Genomic DNA, 18,220 nt, shown 5'->3' with positions numbered 1-18,220 from the left:
CGCCCGTGCCGCCCAGCCCCACCCCCGCCCCCGGGCCCGCCCTGCTCAGCGTCTCCGCGCCCGTCCTCGCCGACGGGGACCAGCGCTGGTGCGAGCGGGTCACCGTCACCATCCGGAACAGCGGGGACACGGCGGCCCGTTCGGGCACGGTCACCTTCGCCACCCATGTCATCGGCGCCCTCGGCGTCGACTGGGCCACGCTCACCTCCACGCAGCCGCTGCCCGCGCCGATCGCCGCCGGGGCGGCGCGTACGGAGACGTACACCGTGTGCGTGGACTCCTGGCGGGTGCCGCTGGGGATGCGGATCGACACCCGGGCCGTCACCGCCGCAGGGCGGTGAGCAGCGCCTCCGCGAACTCCGCCGGGTGCTCCGTGCAGCCCAGATGCCCGCCCGGGAACTCCGTCGTGCCGACGCCGGTCAGCTCGGCCAGCCGCGTGGCCGGTCCGACCAGCGGCTCCTGACCGGCGGACATCTCGCCGACGCCCAGGACCAGCTTGCCGGCGGCGGCCCGCAGCCCGTCGGTCCCGGGGGTGGAGGAGGAGAAGGGGCACAGCATGTGCTCCAGGAAGAACGGCATGTTGGCGGTCATCCGCCCGGCCATCTCCCTGATGCTCGGGGGAAGTTCGGTCGACTCACGGTGACGCTCCTCGTCGGTGGGCCCGCCCCCGCCGCCGAGGCCTTCGGCGAACCGGGCCGTCGCGGGGCCGACCCCGGCCGTCCGGGCCAGCTCGCGCACCTCGGCGAAGAGCGCCTGGTGCGGGGCCGGTTCGGCCAGCAGCCCGAGGAGGGGCGGCTCGTGGGCGACGACCCGCCGCAGCCGCCCGGGGTGGCGGGCGAGCAGGTCGAGCGCCACGATCGCGCCGGAGCTGCTGCCGAAGACGTACGCCTCCTGGTCCGGCGCGAGCAGGTCGAGGAGGCGGGCGGCGTCCTCGCTCCACTCCTCGACCGACTGGTCGGCGGGCGGCCCGTCGAGCGGGCTGCGGGAGAGACCGCGCGGGTCGTACGAGACCACGGTGTGGCCGGCGGAGGCGAGCAGGTCCGCCATCCCCACGAAGAGCCCCGCGTCCCCGGCGCCGCCGGGGATCAGCAGCAGGACGGGGCCGCTGCCGCGCGTCTCGTACCGCAGGGTGGCGCCGGGGACGGGCAGCGTTCCGTGGTTCATGAAGGATTCCCCCAGGAGTCCAGAATGTCGTGGAGGGCGTCGAGCGAGCGCGCCCAGGACGCGGCGACCGGCCTGGAGTGCGCGAAGCCACCACTCAGTTCGATGTGGATGTAGCCGTGGAAGGCGCTCCGGAGCAGTCGTCCGGCGTCGGTGAGGCCGGGCTCTTCGAGGCCGTAGCCGCGCAGCATGCCGTGGGTGAGTTCGACGGCCCGCAGGAAGACGGCGGTGTCGGCGACCTCCGCCGGGTCGATCCGCTGCTGGGTGGCCGCGTACCGCCCGGGGTGGGCGAGGGCGTAGTCGCGGTAGGCGTCGGCGAAGGCGATGAGCGCCGCCTTGCCGGACCGGCCGGCGACGGCGGCCCCGATCGCCTCGTTCATCTCGCCGGAGGCGAGGAGCGCGAGCCGCACCCGCAGGTCCCGCAGGTTCCTGATGTGCGAGTAGAGACTCGCGTCCTTGACCCCGAAGCGCCGGGCCAGCGCCGAGACGGTGACCTGGTCGAGGCCGCTCTCGTCCGCCATCTCGGCGGCGGCCCGCACCAGCCCGCCGACGGTGATTCCCGCACGCACCACGGGGTTCCCTCTTCCTGATCGCCGAATTCCTGGAGCACCTAGGCAGAAACCTAGCGGCCCTAGGTTCGAGTGCGCCGGGAATTTCCGCCGGGCCGTGACCCGGGGAATCGGTGGAGGCGGCCGGTACCCGCCCCCGGGCGGCTCAGCGGCCGGGGAAGCGGACCCCGGTCAGCCCCTCCGAGAGCTCCCACAGCCGGCGGCCCGTCGCGGGGTCGGCCGCCGCGTCCGAGAGACGGACGCGGGTCGGGGTGCCGCGCAGCTCCCCCGGGCCGTCCGGGCCGATGAACCCGCCGCCCGCGAGGTCCGGTTCCGTCGCCGCGTACAGCTGCGGCAGCGCGCCCCGCTCCGGGCGCTGGGCGAGCAGCGGGTTGCCGATGCGGCCGAGGACCAGCTTGGCGAGGCCGGAGCTGTCCCGGGTCTGGAGCCGGGTCGCGGTGTAGCCGGGGTGCGCGAGCACGCCACGGACCGGGCTGCCGGCCGCGGTCAGACGGCGGTGCAGCTCCTGGCCGAAGACGGCGTTCGCGAACTTGGACTGGTTGTAGAAGGCCATGGGTCCGTAGCCGTGCTCACCGGTCAGGTCGTCGAAGCGGAGGCTTCCCTGCCGGTGGTTGATCGAGCTGACCGTGACCACCCGGGGGTCCCGTCCGGCGGCGAGCAGATCGAGCAGCAGCCCGGTGAGCGCGAAGTGGCCGAGGTGGTTGGTGGCGAACTGGAGCTCGTGGCCCTGGGGGCTCAGGGTGCGGGGCGGCGCCATCACGCCCGCGTTGTTGATGAGGACGTCGAGGCGCGGGTGCTCCTCGCGCACCCGGCCGGCGAAGGCGCGTACCGAGTCGAGGTCCGCGAGGTCCAGCGGGCGTACGGCGAGGAGGTCCGGCGCGACTCCTTCCGCCGCGAGCCGCTCGACGGCCCGGCGGCCCTTCTCCTCGTCCCGTACGGCGAGGATCACCCGCCCGCCCCGGAGGGCGAGCTCCCGGGTGGTGGCGAGGCCGAGGCCGCTGTTGGCCCCGGTGACGAGGAAGAGCCGCCCGGTCTGGTCCGGGATCCGGTCGGCGGTCCAGCGCTGCTTCTTGGTCATGCGGCACACGTTGCCGCTCGTGTCACCGAGTGTCAAGCACGCTACTTGGTGCCGCGCGGGACACCGCGTACCATTCCCGCGTGAACACCCGCCCCGAAAACGGCCCTGCCGCCGAAAGCGGCCCTGTCCCGGACACCGGCACCGGCATCGGTCCCACCACCGGCTCCACCTCCGGTCCCGTCGCCGTTCCCGCGAGCCTGGCCCAGCGCAAGCGTCAGCTGGTCGCGACCGAGCTGACCGAGGCGGCCCTCCAGCTGCTCGCCCTCAAGGGGTTCGACGCGGTCACCGTCGACGAGATCGCGACCACCGCCGGGGTCTCCAAGCGGACCTTCTTCCGGTACTTCGCGTCCAAGGAGGACGTGGTCGTCCAGTTCCTCGCCGGGATGGGCGCCGACATGCGCGCCGGGCTCGCCGCCCGGCCCGCCGGGGAGCACCCCTCCGAGGCGCTCCTGCACGCGGTCTCCGTCCCCCTCACCGCCTGCGGGGACCACGCCGAGCGCGCCCTGCCGGTGGTCCGGCTGATCCTGCGGACGCCCGCGCTGCTCGCCCGCTTCCTGGAGCACCAGGCGCGCTGGCGCGAGGAACTGACGGCGGAGCTGGGGGAACGCCTGGGACGCGACCCCCGGGCCGACCTTCGCCCCCGGCTGGCGGCGGGCATGGCGCTGGCCGCGTTCGACGCCGTACTGCACCGGTGGAGCGACGGCGAGGACGCGGAGAGTACGGAGGACCCCGGCGCGCTGATCGCGGAGGCCTTCGCGGTGCTCGCGCCGGCCCTGGACCCGGCGGCGCGGTAGACGCAGGGCCACGGCGGCCCCGTAGAGAGATGGCCTCGGCGGCCCCGTAGACGTACCCGAGAAGAAAGAAGGGTGGGCCGGGTCCGCTCGGCGCGGATCCGGCCCACCCCTCGTTCGGGAGCGGACGGGCGGTCAGCCCAGGGCCAGCCAGGCGACGGCCGCCAGGACGACGATGACGGCGACCACGCCCACGATCAGACCGACCTTCGGGCCGCCCGAGGTGGCCACGGCCTGCGGCTGCTGCCGCTGCGGAGCCCCCTCGTCGACGAAGGCGCGGAACATCTGGGTGTTGCCGGCGGGGTCGAAGGAGCCCTCGGGGCCCTGGCCCTGGCCGTACGGTGCTTGGGGGTTGTGTGCCATGAGTCAGGACCCTAGCGAAATACGGGTGGCGGGCCCAAGCCCCGTCCCCCCGGCCCCGCACGGGAGGCCGGAGCCCGCCCGACGCGCCCGCCTTTACCTATTCTTTAGCGCTGTTTGACCGGTTTAGTTTGCCTGGAGCAACCATCCATCTCTATGGTTGCCCTAAGCAACAACATCGATGGGGTGTCCGATGGAAGCACTGGAACGAGGCGGCCTCTACGAGAACCTCGCTCGCCAAGTGAGCGCCATCGGAGCCGTGAAGCGCGGACTCGCGCGGACCCTGCCCGCCGAATGCCCCGGTGGATCCGCGATCGTCCTCGCCCTCCTCAACCACCACGGCGACATGCGGATGGGCCGGGTGTCCGAGCTGATGGCCGTCGACATGTCGGTCAGCAGCCGCCACGTGGCCCACACCGTGGACCGCGGCTGGGTCGAGCGACTGCCCGACCCGGCCGACAAGCGCTCCCGCATCCTCCACCTGACCGGGGCGGGCGAAGACATGCTCGCCGTCCTCGACCGACGGCTGACCGACATGCTCGCCCGCACCCTCGCGGAGTGGTCCGACCAAGACGTCGAATCGCTCACCACCCTGCTCGCCCGCCTCCGCGATTCCTTCGGGGACTGCCGGGCCCACCACGCTTGAGAACGAAGGAAGTTGATGGCTACCACCACACCGGACACGGGTGTGCGCGGCGGGAGCGCCAAGCAGGGGGACACCGTCTCCGGCGGCGCCCCGATGACGCACAAGCAGATCATGGAGGCGCTGTCCGGGCTGCTGCTCGGCATGTTCGTCGCCATCCTGTCCTCGACGATCGTCTCCAACGCCCTCCCCCAGATCATCTCCGACCTGGGCGGCGGCCAGTCCGCCTACACCTGGGTGGTCACCGCCTCCCTTCTGGCCATGACCGCGACCACCCCGCTCTGGGGCAAGCTCGCGGACCTCTTCTCCAAGAAGCTGCTCGTCCAGATAGCCCTGATCATCTACGTGGCGGGCTCGATCGTCGCCGGTCTCTCGCAGAGCACCGGCATGCTGATCGCCTGCCGGGTCGTCCAGGGCATCGGCGTCGGTGGTCTGACCGCCCTCTCCCAGATCATCCTGGCCGCGATGATCGCCCCGCGTGAGCGCGGCCGGTACAGCGGCTACCTCGGCGCGACCTTCGCCGTGGCCACCGTCGGCGGCCCGCTGCTCGGCGGCGTCATCACCGACACCGACTGGCTCGGCTGGCGCTGGTGCTTCTACGTCGGCGTGCCGTTCGCGATCATCGCGCTGCTCGTCCTGCAGAAGACCCTGAAGCTCCCCGTCGTGAAGCGTCAGGTCAAGGTCGACTGGGCCGGTGCCTTCTTCATCAGCGCCGCCGTCTCCCTGCTGCTCGTCTGGGTCACCTTCGCGGGCGACAAGTACGACTGGATCTCCTGGCAGACGGCCGCCATGGTGCTCGGCTCGATCGCGCTCGGCGGGATCTTCGTGCTCGTCGAGTCGAAGGCGAGCGAGCCGATCATCCCGCTCCGCCTCTTCCGCAACCGCACGATCACCCTCGCCTCGCTCGCCTCGCTCTTCGTGGGTGTCGCGATGTTCGCCGGCACGGTCTTCTTCAGCCAGTACTTCCAGCTGGCGCGGAACGAGTCGCCGACGATGTCCGGCGTCCTCACCATCCCGATGATCGCGGGCCTGTTCGTCTCCTCGACCGTCTCCGGCCTGATCATCACCAAGACCGGCCGGTGGAAGGCGTGGCTGGTCAGCGGTGGCGCCCTCGCCGCCGGCGGCCTCGGCATGCTGGGCACGATCCGCTACGACACGGCGTACTGGCACATCGCGCTGTTCATGGCGGTGCTGGGCCTCGGCATCGGCATGATGATGCAGAACCTGGTGCTCTGCACCCAGAACCAGGTGGCCCCCGCCGACCTCGGCGTCGCCTCCTCCGTCGTCACCTTCTTCCGCTCCCTGGGCGGTGCGATCGGTGTCTCGGCGCTCGGCGCGGTCATGGCCCACCGGGTCACGACCTACGTCCAGGAGGGCCTGGCCGAGCTGGGTCCGAAGGCGGCCGGTGCCATGGGCAAGGGCGGCGGCGGCATCCCCGACATGGACAAGCTGCCGGCCCCGATCCGTACGGTCATGGAGGACGCGTACGGGCACGGCGTCGCCGATGTCTTCCTCTACTCGGCGCCCTTCGCGCTGCTGGCCTTCGTGGTGACGCTGTTCATCAAGGAGGTCGCGCTCAAGAGCAACACGGTGAAGCCGGACGGGACGGCTGACGCGAAGCCCGACCTCACGGCCGACGTGAAGGCCTAGAGGCCGGGTGGTCTGGGGCCCGATGGCCGGGAGGCCTAGAGGCCGGGAGGGCTGAAAAAGCTCCCGGCCGCGCTTCGAGCGGAGGCGCGGCCGGGTCCGGTACGGAGCGGCGGGCAGGGGACGGCCCGCCGCTCCGTCATGTCCGCCGTCGGATGTCCTCGGCCTCGCGCGCGACCATCGCCTCGATGCCGGCGACCAGGACGTCCAGGGCGTAGGCGAAGTCCCGGTCCCAGACGGCGGTGACGCTGCCCTGCGAGGCCCGCTCGTCGAGCATCTCCTTCATACCCCCGGTCTGCTCCACGAAGTCCGGGTCGTCCCGGAAGGCCTTGATCGCGTCCACGTAGAACTCGTCCTGCGACATCCCGGCCTCCGCCGCGCGCCGGCCGAACTGGGACTCGATCGTCCCGTAGCCGTACACGAACTGGAAGACCGCCGACATCGCGCTCGGCTGGCGGTCCGGCGAGAGGCCGGTGTTCCGGATCGCCCAGTGGATCTGCCGGCCGACGGCGATCGCGTTGGGGCCGATGTTCAGGTACTGGCCCGCGCACGGCGACATCCACGCGTGCCGGACCAGCATCCGCCGGTATTCCAGGGCGAGTACGCGGATTCGCTCCCGCCAGTCCCCCGCCGCCTCGACGGCCGCGAGGTCGAACTCGCCGTAGACACTGTCCATGGCGAACTCGATGATGTCGTCCTTGGTGTCCACGTACCAGTAGAGGGACATGGCCGTGACGCCCAGCTCGGTGGCGAGTCTGCGCATCGAGAACTTGGCGAGGCCCTCCTCGTCGAGCATCCGGATCGAGGCGGTGACGATCCGGTCCCGGTCGAGCCCGGCGGGACCGCCACCGCTGCGCGCGGTCCTCCGCTCCAGCCAGACGCTGGAACGCGCCGGGTTCTTGGCCCGATCGGCTGCCTTGACCATCGCGTTCCTCCGTCTGTCAGCTGTCCGACACCATGCTAGGCAGCGACCGGCTGCTCGGGGCGCACCGCCTTCTCCGTACGCTCGGCCCGCCTGAGCAGGGCCGCCGCGACCAGACCGCCCGCGAAGACGGCGGTGGCGCCGACCAGCTGGCTGGTCTGGAGGCCGGAGGCGAAGGCGTCGGCGATCTGCTGCCGCTCGGCGGCGCCGCCGGCGGCGGCCAGGGCGGCCGGGAGCGAGGTCGCGGTGACGGCGACCAGCGCGGCGAAGCGGGCGTTGAGGACGGCGCCGAGGACGGCGACGCCGAGGCCGTTGCCGAACTCGGCGAGGGTGCCGTTGATCCCGGCGCCCACGCCCGCCTTCTCCGGCGGGATCGAGCTCATGATCGCGTTGGCCATGGCCGGGGAGGAGACGGCGATGCCGCCGCCCATCAGGACCAGGCCGAGCAGCATGCCCGCGTAGCTGCCGTCCGTGCCGCCGCCGAGCAGCGCGATCGAGGTGAGGCCTGCGGCCACCAGGGTCATGCCGAGGACGACGGTGGGCGGGGTGCCCAGCTTCATGACGATCTTCGGGCCGATGCCGGTGAGGTTGAGGCCGACGATGGTCAGCGCGAGCGGCGCCATCCGCAGACCGGCTTCCAGGGGCTCGTAACCGAGCACGAACTGCAGGTGCTGGGTGAGCAGGAAGAGCGAGCCGCCCATACCGAAGACGACCAGGATCGAGCCGCCGATGGCGCCGATGAACTTCTGGTTCCGGAAGAAGTGCATGTCGAGCATCGGGTACGGGGTGTGCAGCTCCCACAGCGCGAACGCGCCGAGACCGAGCACACCGACCACGGCCGGGACCAGCACCTGGGCGGAGATCCAGCCGTGCTCGGGGCCGCTGATGATCGCGTACACGACGGCGGTCATACCGATGGTGGAGAGCAGCGCGCCGAGCAGGTCGGGGCGCTCGCCCTGGGGGTTCTTGGACTCCGGCACGAGCTTGAGGACGGCGACGAGGGCCACCACCGCGACCGGGATGTTGATCAGGAAGATCATTCCCCACCAGAAGTGGTTCAGGATCACGCCGCCGATCAGCGGGCCGCCGGCGAAGCCGAGCGAGGCGACCGTGGACCAGAGCGCGATGGCCTTGACCCGCTCCGATTCGTCGAAGATCTGCATCACGACGGCGAGGGTGGTGGTCATCAGGAGCGCGCCGCCGACGCCCATGCCCGCGCGGGCGGCGATCAGCTGGGTGGTGGAGTCGGCGAGGCCGGCCGCGAGCGAGCCGAGGCCGAAGAGCGCCAGACCGGTGGCGAGCAGCTTCTTGCGGCCGTAGCGGTCGGCGGCGTTGCCCGCGGAGAGCAGCAGGCCGGACTGGACGAGCGAGTACGCGTTGATCATCCACTGGATGTCGGTGGTGGTCGCGTGGAGTTCGGAGGTCAGCGAGGGGATGGCGACGCTGAGGACGGTGTTGTCGAGCAGGACGGTGAGCTGGGCGAGACAGATGACGCCGAGGATCAGCCAGCGCTGTGGGTGGCCGCCGGTAGCTGTCATGGGAAGGGACTCCTTATACGGTGTACGGGGCCAAGGCTCGTACACCGTACAAGGACTCTCGTACGCTGTATAGGGATTTTTTCCGGGCTACTTCTCCCGCGTCAGGTCGTAGAAGGTGGCGCCGCCGACCGTGACGTCCCGGAAGGTCTCCGCGACCCAGGTGGAGATCTCCGAGTTGCCGCCGCCGGGACCGCCGCCGCCCGTGCGACCGCCGGTCTCACCGCCGCCGCCCCCACCACCACCACCACCACCGATGAAGTAGTGGATCCGGCCCTCGGAGACGTACCGCTTGAACTGGGCGAGCGTCGGGGACGGGTCGCTGCCGTTGAAGCCGCCGATCGCCATGACCGGCTTCTCGGTGGCGAGCTGGTAGCCGGCCGCGTTCTGGGCGCCGACGGTGGCCGCGACCCAGGTGTAGTCGTCGGCGTCCGCGAGGAGCGCGGCCTTCGCCTGCGCACCGACGCTCGCGCCGTTGAGGAGACCGCCCATGCCGCCGGTGCCGGGGCGCTGGTTGCCACCGGGGCCGAAGGCCTCCGGGGCGGCGCCACCGGGCGGGGTTCCGGCGGGCATCCCGCGCCCCTGGCCCTGGCCTCCAGGCATCTGTCCGCCGGGCATCCGGCCGGCCTGGCCGCCGGGGATCTGGCCTCCAGGCATCCGGCCGCCCTGGAAGCCCGGCGGCATCATCCCGCCGCCTTCGAACATCCGGCCGCCACCTGGGCGGCCACCCTTCGCGGCTCCCGCCGGGCCCGCCGTCACGATCGAGCCCTGGTGCCCGGAGTCCACCGTCGCCAGGGTGTACGCGAACGGCCCCGCGAGCCCCGCCGCCAGGCCCAGGCCCGCGGCCCCGAGCCCGATCCGCCGGTCCACCCGGCCCGCGAACAGCAGCCCGAGCGCGGCCACCGCGCCCGCCGCCAGGACCGCCCAGCGCAGCCACGGCTGCCACTCCGGCGTACGCCCGAGGAGCGTCCAGCCCCAGTACGCGGTCACCGTCACTGTCACCGCGAGGGTCACCGAGGCGAGCAGCCGGGTGCGTTCCTCCCAGAGCACGGCCGCGCCCATGCCGACGAGCGCCGCCAGATACGGGGCCAGGGCGACGGTGTAGTACTCGTGGAAGATGCCGGCCATGAAGCTGAACACGGCGAGCGTGATCAGCAGCGAGCCGCCCCACACCAGGAACGCCGAGCGGGCCGTGTCCGTACGGGGCGCCCGCCAGGTCACGACGAGCCCCGCGACGAGCAGGATCAGCGCGGCCGGAAGCAGCCAGGAGATCTGGCCGCCGACCGAGTCGTTGAACATCCGGCCGATGCCGGTCTCACCCCAGCCGCCGCCCTGGCCGCCGCCACGACCGCCACCGCCGACGCTGCCGGTCTCGTTGCCGTTGATCCGGCCGAGGCCGTTGTAGCCGAAGGTCAGCTCCAGGAAGCTGTTGTTCTGCGAACCGCCGACGTAGGGGCGGGAGGACGCGGGCCACAGCTCCACCAGGGCCACCCACCAGCCCGCCGACACCAGCATCGCGAGGCCGCCCAGCGCGAGCCGGCCGAGCCGCCGCCCGAAGCCGCCGGGCGCGCGCACCAGGTAGACGAGGGCGAGCGGCGGCAGGATCAGGAACGCCTGGAGCGTCTTCGCGAGGAACGCGAAACCGAACGCCACCCCCGCCCACACCAGCCACTTCGCCGCGCCCCGGTCCCGCTCCAGAGCCCGCAGCACGCAGTACACGGCGACCGTCATGAGCAGCGCGAGCAGCGCGTCCGGGTTGTTGAAGCGGAACATCAGCGCGGCGACGGGCGTCAGCGCGAGCACCACGCCCGCGAGCAGCCCCGCGCCCGCGCCGAACCGGCGCCGGACGGCCGCGTAGAGCACGGCGACCGTGCCCACGCCCATCAGCACCTCGGGCACCAGGATCTGCCAGGAGCCGAGGCCGAAGAGACGGATCGAGAGCGCCATCGGCCAGAGGGCGGCCGGCGGCTTGTCGACGGTGATGGCGTTGGCCGCGTCGAGCGAGCCGAAGAAGAAGGCCTTCCAGCTCTCGCCGCCTGCCTGGACGGCCGCGGAGTAGAAGGAGTTGGCGTAACCGGACGCGCTCAGGTTCCAGAGGTAGAGCACGGCGGTCACCGCCAGCAGGCCGAGGAGGGCCGGCCTGACCCAGGGCGCGTCGTCCGCGCGACCGCGCAGCAGACGGGCGGCCCGGCCGCTTCCCGGCGCGGCCGAGGCCGTGGCGGGGGTGGACACGGTGGTCATCGTTCGTTCCTTGTCGTGGGCCGCTCGGGGAAGACCCAGAGCCGGAAGAGGAGGAAGCGCAGGACGGTCGCGGCGAGGTTGGCGACGACCAGGACGGTGAGTTCGGTCGAGTGCGCGGGGTCACCCGTCGCGGCGCCGAGGGCGGCCAGGGAACCGCTGGTCAGGGCCAGGCCGATGGCGAAGACGACGAGCCCCTGCGCCTGGTGGCGGACGGCCCGGTCGCGGCCCCGCACGCCGAAGGTGAGCCGCCGGTTGGCCGCCGTGTTGGCGAGGGCGGAGACGAGGAGGGCGCCCGCGTTGGCGAACTGCGGGCCGACACCGAGCCGGAAGGCCGAGTACAGGGCGAGATAGAACAGCGTGGACAGCACCCCGACCACGCAGAAGCCCACCAGCTGCCGGGCGAGCCCGCCCGGCACACCGCTGAGTTCACGGTCCCGGGGGTCGTCCCCGAAGGGCCTGGCCAGCCGGTCGAGGGGCAGCGAACCCGTCGCGAGGGCCCTCCCCACCCGCCAGACGCCCTTCAGGTCGTCGGTGGCCGTGCTGACGATGTGCACGGTCGATTCGGGGTCGTCGACCCAGTCGACCGGCACCTCGTGAATGCGGAGCCCGGCCCGCTCGGCGAGGACGAGCAGCTCGGTGTCGAAGAACCAGCCGGTGTCCTCCACCATCGGCAGCAGCCGCTCGGCGACGTCCCGCCGTATCGCCTTGAACCCGCACTGCGCGTCGGAGAACCGGGCGGCGAGCGAGCCGCGCAGGATCAGGTTGTACGCGCGGGAGATGAACTCCCGCTTCGGCCCGCGCACCACCCGCGAGGAGCGGGCCAGACGGGAGCCGATCGCCAGATCGGAGTGGCCCGAGATGAGCGGGGCGACCAGCGGCAGCAGGGCGTTGAGGTCGGTGGACAGGTCGACGTCCATATAGGCGAGGACGGGCGCGTCCGAGCCCGACCACACCGTCCGCAGCGCCCGCCCGCGCCCCTTCTGTTCGAGGCGCACGGAGCGCACCTCGGGCAGCTCGTCGGCGAGCCCTGCGGCGACGGCGGGAGTGCTGTCGGTGGAGGCGTTGTCGGCGACCGTGACGCGGAAGCCGTACGGGAAGGTCCGGGAGAGGTGTTCGTGGAGCCGGCGGACGCACGGCTCCAGGTCCTTCTCCTCGTTGTAGACGGGGATCACCACGTCGAGGACGGGCCGCCCCGCGGTGCTCACCGGCAGGTGTTCCCGGGCGGGGAGGGCGCCGGACGTGGGCCCCGCGATCGTTGGGGTTCGCATGGAACGACCCTCGGCAGGACCGCTGTCACGGCTGTGTGACGAGGCTGTGGGCTGCCTGTGAGTGCGTGTCAGGAACCGGGTTCTACGGGTATGCGCAGAGGCCCGGTCAGCGGGTATGCGCGCCGGAGGCCCGGTCAGCGGGTATGCGCGCCGGGGGCCCGGTCAGCGGGGATGCGCGCCGGAGGCCCGGTCGGCGGAGAAGCGCGCCGGGAGCCGGACGGTGAACACCGTCCGGCCCGGGGCGCTCTCGACGCTCACCTCGCCGCCGTGCGCGAGCACGACCGCCCGGACGATGGCGAGGCCGAGGCCGGTGGATCCGGCGTTGCGGGAGCGGGAGGCGTCACCGCGCGCGAACCGCTCGAAGACGGTGGGCAGCAGGCCGGGCGGGATGCCGGGCCCGTCGTCCTCGACCTCCACCGTCATGGCGTCCCTTCCCGTACGGACCCTCGCGGTGACCTTCGTGCCGGGCGGGGTGTGCGTACGGGCGTTGGCGAGCAGGTTCACGAGGACCTGGTGGAGCCGGGCGCCGTCCGCCCGTACCGGATTCCCGCCGTCCTCGGGCAGTTCGAGGCTCCAGTGATGCTCGGGCCCGGCGGCGCGGGCATCGCTCACCGCGTCCACCACGAGCGGGGCGAGATCCGTGGTCCCGTACGAGAGCGGGCGGCCGGTGTCGAGCCGGGCGAGCAGCAGCAGGTCCTCCACCAGGCCCGTCATCCGGGTCGCCTCCGACTCGATCCGGCCGAGCGCGTGCCGGGTGTCGGGCCCGCACTCCTCCCGGCCGCGCCGGGTCAGCTCCGCGTACCCCCGGATCGAGGCGAGCGGGGTGCGCAGCTCATGGCTGGCGTCGGCGACGAACTGCCGGACGCGGGTCTCGCTCTGCTGACGGGCGTCGAGGGCCGAGTGGACGTGGTCGAGCATGCGGTTGATGGCCGCGCCGACCTGTCCGACCTCGGTCCGGGGGTCGGCCTCCGTCTCCGGGACCCGCTGATGGAGCGCCACCTCGCCGCTGTGCAGCGGCAGCTTGGCGACCTGACCGGCGGTGGCGGCGACCCGCCGCAGTGGCCGCAGGGCTACGCGGACGAGCACGGTCCCGGCGAGCGAGGCCGCGAAGAGCCCGGCGCCGGTGACGCTCAGCTCGACCAGGACGAGGGTGGAGAGGGCGTCGTCGACCTCGGTGAGCGGGATGCCGGTGAGGAAGGTGCCGTGGCTGCCCTCCGCGTAAGCGACCCGGTAGGAGCCGAGGCCGCCGGGCAGCTCGACGGTGTGCGGCTCGCCGTCGCGCGGGACGGCCGCGAGCGCGGCCCGCTGGGCCTCGTCGAGCGCCTTGGTGGGGAACCGGGGCCCCGTCCCGCCGCCCCCGCTCTCCTCGGTGGAGTACCCGGCGTAGGAGACGCCCGTGTCGGTGACGACGGCGCCGAGGGTACCGATCGGGACCCCGGGGCCGCCGAGGAAGGCGAGCGGCTCCCGGTCCCGGACCGGATCGGGCACGGGCAGGACGGCCGGCGGCCCGGCGGCCCGCTGCGAGAGACCGTCGACCTGCTCGTCGGCCTGGTCGTACAGGTACGAGCGGAACGCGATCGTCGTGACCGTGCCGATGACGGCCGCGACGACCGCGATCAGCGCGACCGCCGAGACGACGAGACGGGTCCGCAGCGACCACGGCCGCCGCCCTGCACCTCGGAACACCGGTGGCTACTCCCCCGGCTTGATCAGGTAACCGGCCCCGCGCCGGGTGTGGATCATCGGGGCGCGCCCCGCGTCGATCTTCCGCCGGAGGTAGGAGATGTAGAGCTCGACGACGTTGGCCTGGCCGCCGAAGTCGTACGACCAGACGCGGTCGAGGATCTGCGCCTTGCTGAGCACGCGCCGCGGATTGCGCATGAGGTAGCGCAGCAGCTCGAACTCGGTCGCGGTCAGGTGGATGGAGACCCCCTCCCGGGTGACCTCGTGGCTGTCCTCGTCGAGGGTGAGGTCGCCGACGACGAGCAGCGACTCGCTGCGCGCGAGCGCGGCCCCCGACCTGCGGATGAGACCGCGCAGCCGGGCCACGACCTCCTCCAGGCTGAACGGCTTGGTGACGTAGTCGTCGCCGCCCGCCGTGAGCCCGGCGATCCGGTCCTCGACGGCGTCCTTCGCGGTCAGGAACAGCACCGGTACGTCGGGCAGCTCGCGCCGGATCCGCCCGAGCAGGCTCAGCCCGTCGACGTCCGGGAGCATGATGTCGAGGATCACGGCATCGGGCCGGAACTCGCGTGCGGTGCGCAGGGCCCCGGCCCCGTCGCCCGCGCTGCGCACCTGCCAGCCCTCGTACCGCAGGGCCATCGAGAGCAGCTCGGCGAGCGAGTCCTCGTCGTCGACGACGAGGACCCGGACGGCGGTTCCGTCGGCGCGGAGCAGCTCGGCGCGGGTGCCGGTACGAGCGGGGTTGCCGGTGCCGGTACGGGCTCCGGTGCCGGTGTTGGTGCTCGTGCGGTGTGTGGTGACGGTCATGGGCCCCACGCTGTCGGGCGCCGCTGAGAGGCCTCTTGCCCTTTCCTGTGAATTCCCTGAGAAACGCCCGGGGCGGGTTCAGCGACTCAGCGTTTCACGTGAAACAACGCGGCCCCGTTCTCGTACAGGACCCCCCGGAGCCAGTCGTCCCCGAGCCCGAGGCGTTCCAGGGCGTGGAGCTGGTGCACGTACGGATACGGGATGTTCGGGAAGTCGGAGCCGAGGAGGATCCGGTCCCCGAGCTCCACGAGCCGCTTGAGTTCCCGCTCGGGGAAGGGCGCGAGCCGCTCGCTGAAGTCGGTGAAGGCCATGGTGGTGTCGAGGTGGACGCCCTCGTACCGCTGGGCGAGATCGAGGAACTCCCCGTACTCCGGCATCCCCATATGGGCGACGATCACGCGCAGTCGGGGATGGCGGGCGAGCACCTGCCCCATCGGCCCGGGGCCGGTGAAGGCGCCCGGGGTGGGCCCGGAGCCGCAGTGCACGACGATCGGGGTGCCGCTGTCGGCGAGGGTGCCCCAGGCGGCGTCCAGCAAGGTGTCGGCCGGGTCGAAACCGCCGACCTGGAGGTGCACCTTGAAGACCCGGGCACCGGCGGCCAGCGCGTCCCGGACGTATCCGTCGACGCCCGGCTCCGGGAAGAAGGTCGCCGTGTGGAGACAGTCGGGGGTACGCGCGGCGAAGTCGGCGGCCCAGGAGTTCAGCCAGGCCGCCATACCGGGCTTGTGCGGGTAGAGCATCGCGGTGAAGGCGAGCGCGCCGAACCCGCGTAGGAGGGCGAGCCGGCGGTCCTCCTCCTCGCGGTAGGTGATGGGCCACTCCAGGCCGGTCAGGGGGCCGACGGCGTCGAAGTAGGCCCAGACCTTGTCGAGGACGTTCTGCGGCATGAAGTGCGTGTGCACGTCGACGAGCCCGGGAATCCCGAGCCGGCGGACGAGGGCCTGGATGTCGCCGACCTCGCTGCTGTGGCTGCTGTGGCTGCCGCTGTTGTCACTCGCGCTCAAAGCTGTAACTCCGCTCGACCTTGCCGATGTGGACGCTGTAGCTGTCGTACCAGTGTTCCCGCCCGTGTGCCTTGGCCGCCTGGTGCCGGGTGTCGAGCCGCCAGGCGTCGAGCGCCTCCAGGTCGCGGAAGTAGGCGACGGTGATGCCGATGCCGCCGGGGGTCCGGGCGGACTCGTAGCCGAGGAACCCGGGCACGGTACCGACGACCTCGCGCAGTTCGGCGGCCGTCTCGGCGTAGCCCTCGGGGGCGTCGGGCCGGACGGAGGTGAACACGGCGGTGTAGTAGGGCGGTTCGAGGCCCGCCACCAGCTGGGGAGTCATGCGATCACCCTCGCGGGACGGGGCCGGGGATGTCCACGGCGCCCGGGGAAAGGGATCCAAGTCTTTACGCGGTGGCAGCGGGAGAGAAGTCGGGTCCGTGCGGTGGTGGCGCGGGTGCCCCGTCAGCATGGCCGGGGGGCGACCCGTCAGCGTGGCGGCGGGGGCGACCGTCAGAAAAGCTCTCCCTGCGCGCTCGGGTCGGCGGCGGGCGCCACCTCCGTCACAGGGACGGAGAAGGCCGCCCCCTCCCCCGCACTCCGGAGCGCCCACCCGCCCATCAGCCGCGTGTCCAGGGCGAGGCAGCGCCCGTCGGAGGCGAGCAGATGCAGATCGGGCCCGGCGGCGGCGAGCAGCCGCCCGGTGACGACGCCTCCGTCGACGAGCTCGGCGACGGAACCGGCGAGCGGCGGCAGCCCGGTGAGCCCGAAGGCCCCGGCGTGGTCCTGCGGTACGAAGTCCAGCGGTTCCAGGGTCTCGGTCCAGCCGCCGACCGCACGGGCGCGGAGGTACAGCTGCTCGACCTCCCGGGCCCGGTCCCCGGCGGGCGGCAGGGCGTGCCGGGCCGCTCGCTTCCGTTCGTACGCCACCCGGTCGGGGACGCCGAGCGCGTGGCGCAGGACCTCCTCGGTACGGCGGGCGGCCATCAGCGGCCCCCGCCCGAGCCAGCTGAAGGTGACGGCGCCCTGTTCGAGGAGGCGGGCGCCGCCCCGGGCCTCGGCGGTGATGCCGACCTTGGTCATGCCCGGCCCGAACCAGGCCAGGTAGACGCGGTAGGGCTGCGGATCGTCCAGAAAGGTGTCGGCGGCGACGGAGTGGGCCCGGTCGAGCCGGGCGCACTCGGGGCAGCGCCCGCCGGTGGCCCGCCCGGGGACGGCGGCGTGCAGGGGGCAGGGGTTCCCCCGGGCGCCGGGGCAGCACCGGACGCCGACGGCAAGGAAGGCGAGGTCCTGCCCATAGGTGAGGGCACTGACCCGGCCGCCCCGCCAGCGCAGCCCGGGGGCACCGCCGGCCCAGGTGATCCCCCGGCACATCCACTCCACGCCCGCACGCCTCCCTGCGCCCACCGGAGGTCCAGTCTCCGCCACGCCCGCACGCCTCCCTGCGCCCACCGGAGGTCCAGTCTCCGCCACGCCCCTACGCCTCCCTGCGCCCACCCGGGGTCCGGTCTCCGCCTCGTCCGACGCGCCCCCGGCGCCCCTGCCCCGAACGGTCCGGGCTTCCCCGCCCCGCCGCTCAGGGCAGGACGTAGATCCGGGCTTCCCCGCCCCGCCGCTCAGGGCAGGACGTAGATCCGGGCTTCCCCGCCCCGCCGCTCAGGGCAGGACGTAGATCCGGGCGCCGTCCGCGTCGGGGCTGCCGACCTCGCGCATGCAGCCGCGTTCGAGGAGGAGCCTTACGCAGTCCCGGACGCGTTCGCCGGAAAGCCCGGTGCGGCGGGTGACGTCCTGGGGCCGGTAGCGCACGCCGCCCCGGACGAGGGCGGGTGCGAGGCAGCTGGCGACGGTCCGCACGTCCCCGGTGATGGCCCAGGAGTCGACGAGTGCCTGTGGTGTGAGGGCGACGGCGGCGCCGGTGCGCTGGCGGGGCACGGCGAGCCGCTCAAGGGAGTCGGCGACCCTTGAGAGGCTGCGCCGGGTCTCACGGAGCAACTCGGCGTACCCGGCACGCTCGGCGCAGGAGGAGGCCGGCTCGTCGAACCGGCCTTCCAGGCGTACGAGGACGTCCAGGAGCTCCGGGGGCAGGACGAACCCGGCCTGGACGGGCGAGGGTTCGAGATCGTAGCGGCCGTCCCGCTGGACGGCGGCCACGACTTCGGCGACCCATGCGCGAAAGGGCGCGGCCTCCGGTCTTCCGCAGACCGCGACGAGCTGGACGAGCCCCTGGAGGCTCACCATCCGCGTCGCGGCCCTGATGCCGCACCGGCGGAGGAACTCCTCGTCGCCGGCCAGCTCCCGGGCGGACGCCAGGCAGGCCTCGGGCAGAGCCACCGTGCGCAGCGCCTCCCGGGTCCCGGCGTACCCGAGCTGTTTCGCCACGTCCACCACCGGGAACCAGTGGGCTCCGCCGGGCGCGGTCAACCGCCGCAGGGGCCCGCCGGTGGCGACGTACGCCAAGTCATCGATGTCGATTGCGTCCATCGATCATCACCTCCGCCACGCAAGTTAGGCCGAGGGCATATTCAACTGACA

The 18,220-nt window shown here is 72.8% G+C and carries 17 protein-coding genes and 1 pseudogene; 4 read left to right on the top strand and 14 right to left on the bottom strand.

What is annotated here, in order from left to right; all coding sequences use genetic code 11:
• Positions 1 to 5 precede the first annotated feature (5 nt).
• Positions 6 to 341, top strand: coding sequence for a hypothetical protein (locus ABT154_RS02400; RefSeq protein WP_351851779.1), 336 nt, complete (start codon positions 6 to 8; stop codon positions 339 to 341).
• On the opposite strand, the gene ABT154_RS02395 is transcribed toward ABT154_RS02400, so the two are convergent.
• The 3 genes from ABT154_RS02395 to ABT154_RS02385 all read right to left on the bottom strand — a co-directional run bounded on the left by ABT154_RS02395 (position 322) and on the right by ABT154_RS02385 (position 2,808).
• Complete coding sequence (locus ABT154_RS02395; RefSeq protein WP_351851777.1) at positions 322 to 1,164, bottom strand: alpha/beta fold hydrolase; 843 nt, start codon at positions 1,162 to 1,164, stop codon at positions 322 to 324. The genes ABT154_RS02400 and ABT154_RS02395 overlap by 20 nt on opposite strands.
• Positions 1,161 to 1,733: a TetR/AcrR family transcriptional regulator gene (locus ABT154_RS02390; protein WP_351851775.1), complete on the bottom strand. Its 573-nt coding sequence runs from the start codon at positions 1,731 to 1,733 to the stop codon at positions 1,161 to 1,163. The genes ABT154_RS02395 and ABT154_RS02390 overlap by 4 nt, the downstream gene beginning before the upstream one ends.
• A 142-nt stretch (positions 1,734 to 1,875) precedes the next feature.
• Positions 1,876 to 2,808: an oxidoreductase gene (locus ABT154_RS02385; RefSeq protein WP_351851773.1), complete on the bottom strand. Its 933-nt coding sequence runs from the start codon at positions 2,806 to 2,808 to the stop codon at positions 1,876 to 1,878.
• A 146-nt stretch (positions 2,809 to 2,954) separates the two neighbouring features.
• Between ABT154_RS02385 and ABT154_RS02380 the strand changes: the two genes are divergently transcribed.
• Positions 2,955 to 3,602 carry a TetR family transcriptional regulator gene (locus tag ABT154_RS02380; RefSeq protein WP_351852043.1) on the top strand — a complete coding sequence of 216 codons (648 nt, stop codon included), beginning with the start codon at positions 2,955 to 2,957 and terminating at the stop codon, positions 3,600 to 3,602.
• Between the two features lie 132 nt (positions 3,603 to 3,734).
• On the opposite strand, the gene ABT154_RS02375 is transcribed toward ABT154_RS02380, so the two are convergent.
• Positions 3,735 to 3,962, bottom strand: a complete 228-nt coding sequence (locus ABT154_RS02375) for a hypothetical protein (protein ID WP_351851771.1) — start codon at positions 3,960 to 3,962, stop codon at positions 3,735 to 3,737.
• Between the two features lie 190 nt (positions 3,963 to 4,152).
• On the opposite strand from ABT154_RS02375, the gene ABT154_RS02370 reads away from it, so the two are divergent.
• Positions 4,153 to 4,605, top strand: a complete 453-nt coding sequence (locus ABT154_RS02370; RefSeq protein WP_351851769.1) for a MarR family winged helix-turn-helix transcriptional regulator — start codon at positions 4,153 to 4,155, stop codon at positions 4,603 to 4,605.
• Between the two features lie 93 nt (positions 4,606 to 4,698).
• Positions 4,699 to 6,186: pseudogene (locus ABT154_RS02365) on the top strand (MDR family MFS transporter); the annotation flags it as partial.
• 202 nt (positions 6,187 to 6,388) lie between these two features.
• On the opposite strand, the gene ABT154_RS02360 reads toward ABT154_RS02365, so the two are convergent.
• The 10 genes from ABT154_RS02360 to ABT154_RS02315 form a co-directional block, all read right to left on the bottom strand.
• Positions 6,389 to 7,174 (bottom strand): TetR/AcrR family transcriptional regulator, encoded by a 786-nt coding sequence (locus ABT154_RS02360; RefSeq protein ID WP_351851765.1) that lies wholly within the window; start codon positions 7,172 to 7,174, stop codon positions 6,389 to 6,391.
• Between the two features lie 35 nt (positions 7,175 to 7,209).
• Entirely contained in the window at positions 7,210 to 8,709 is a 1,500-nt protein-coding gene (locus ABT154_RS02355) for an MFS transporter (RefSeq protein WP_317878917.1), read from the bottom strand.
• An 87-nt stretch (positions 8,710 to 8,796) separates the two neighbouring features.
• Positions 8,797 to 10,947, bottom strand: a complete 2,151-nt coding sequence (locus tag ABT154_RS02350) for an ArnT family glycosyltransferase (RefSeq protein WP_351851763.1) — start codon at positions 10,945 to 10,947, stop codon at positions 8,797 to 8,799.
• Complete coding sequence (locus tag ABT154_RS02345; RefSeq protein WP_351851761.1) at positions 10,944 to 12,215, bottom strand: bifunctional glycosyltransferase family 2/GtrA family protein; 1,272 nt, start codon at positions 12,213 to 12,215, stop codon at positions 10,944 to 10,946. Before ABT154_RS02345 ends, ABT154_RS02350 begins: the two co-directional genes overlap by 4 nt.
• Before the next feature lie 162 nt (positions 12,216 to 12,377).
• Positions 12,378 to 13,901: a sensor histidine kinase gene (locus tag ABT154_RS02340; protein ID WP_351851759.1), complete on the bottom strand. Its 1,524-nt coding sequence runs from the start codon at positions 13,899 to 13,901 to the stop codon at positions 12,378 to 12,380.
• A 6-nt stretch (positions 13,902 to 13,907) separates the two neighbouring features.
• Positions 13,908 to 14,705, bottom strand: coding sequence for a response regulator transcription factor (locus tag ABT154_RS02335; RefSeq protein WP_351851757.1), 798 nt, complete (start codon positions 14,703 to 14,705; stop codon positions 13,908 to 13,910).
• An 86-nt stretch (positions 14,706 to 14,791) separates the two neighbouring features.
• Entirely contained in the window at positions 14,792 to 15,652 is an 861-nt protein-coding gene (locus ABT154_RS02330; protein WP_351852040.1) for an amidohydrolase family protein, read from the bottom strand.
• A 43-nt stretch (positions 15,653 to 15,695) separates the two neighbouring features.
• On the bottom strand, positions 15,696 to 16,031 hold the full coding sequence (locus ABT154_RS02325) for an antibiotic biosynthesis monooxygenase family protein (RefSeq protein ID WP_351851755.1): 336 nt from the start codon (positions 16,029 to 16,031) through the stop codon (positions 15,696 to 15,698).
• Positions 16,032 to 16,201: 170 nt separating this feature from the next.
• Positions 16,202 to 17,062 (bottom strand): DUF2797 domain-containing protein, encoded by an 861-nt coding sequence (locus tag ABT154_RS02320; protein WP_351852038.1) that lies wholly within the window; start codon positions 17,060 to 17,062, stop codon positions 16,202 to 16,204.
• A gap of 282 nt (positions 17,063 to 17,344) precedes the next feature.
• A complete protein-coding gene (locus tag ABT154_RS02315) occupies positions 17,345 to 18,169 on the bottom strand; it encodes a BRO family protein (RefSeq protein ID WP_351851753.1) in 825 nt (274 codons plus the stop codon).
• Positions 18,170 to 18,220: the final 51 nt, after the last annotated feature.

Source organism: Streptomyces sp. NPDC001728 (assembly GCF_040297565.1).
Lineage (GTDB): Bacteria > Actinomycetota > Actinomycetes > Streptomycetales > Streptomycetaceae > Streptomyces.
Note: the sequence above shows the minus strand (reverse complement) of the source record. Positions and strands in the feature narration are given on the sequence as shown.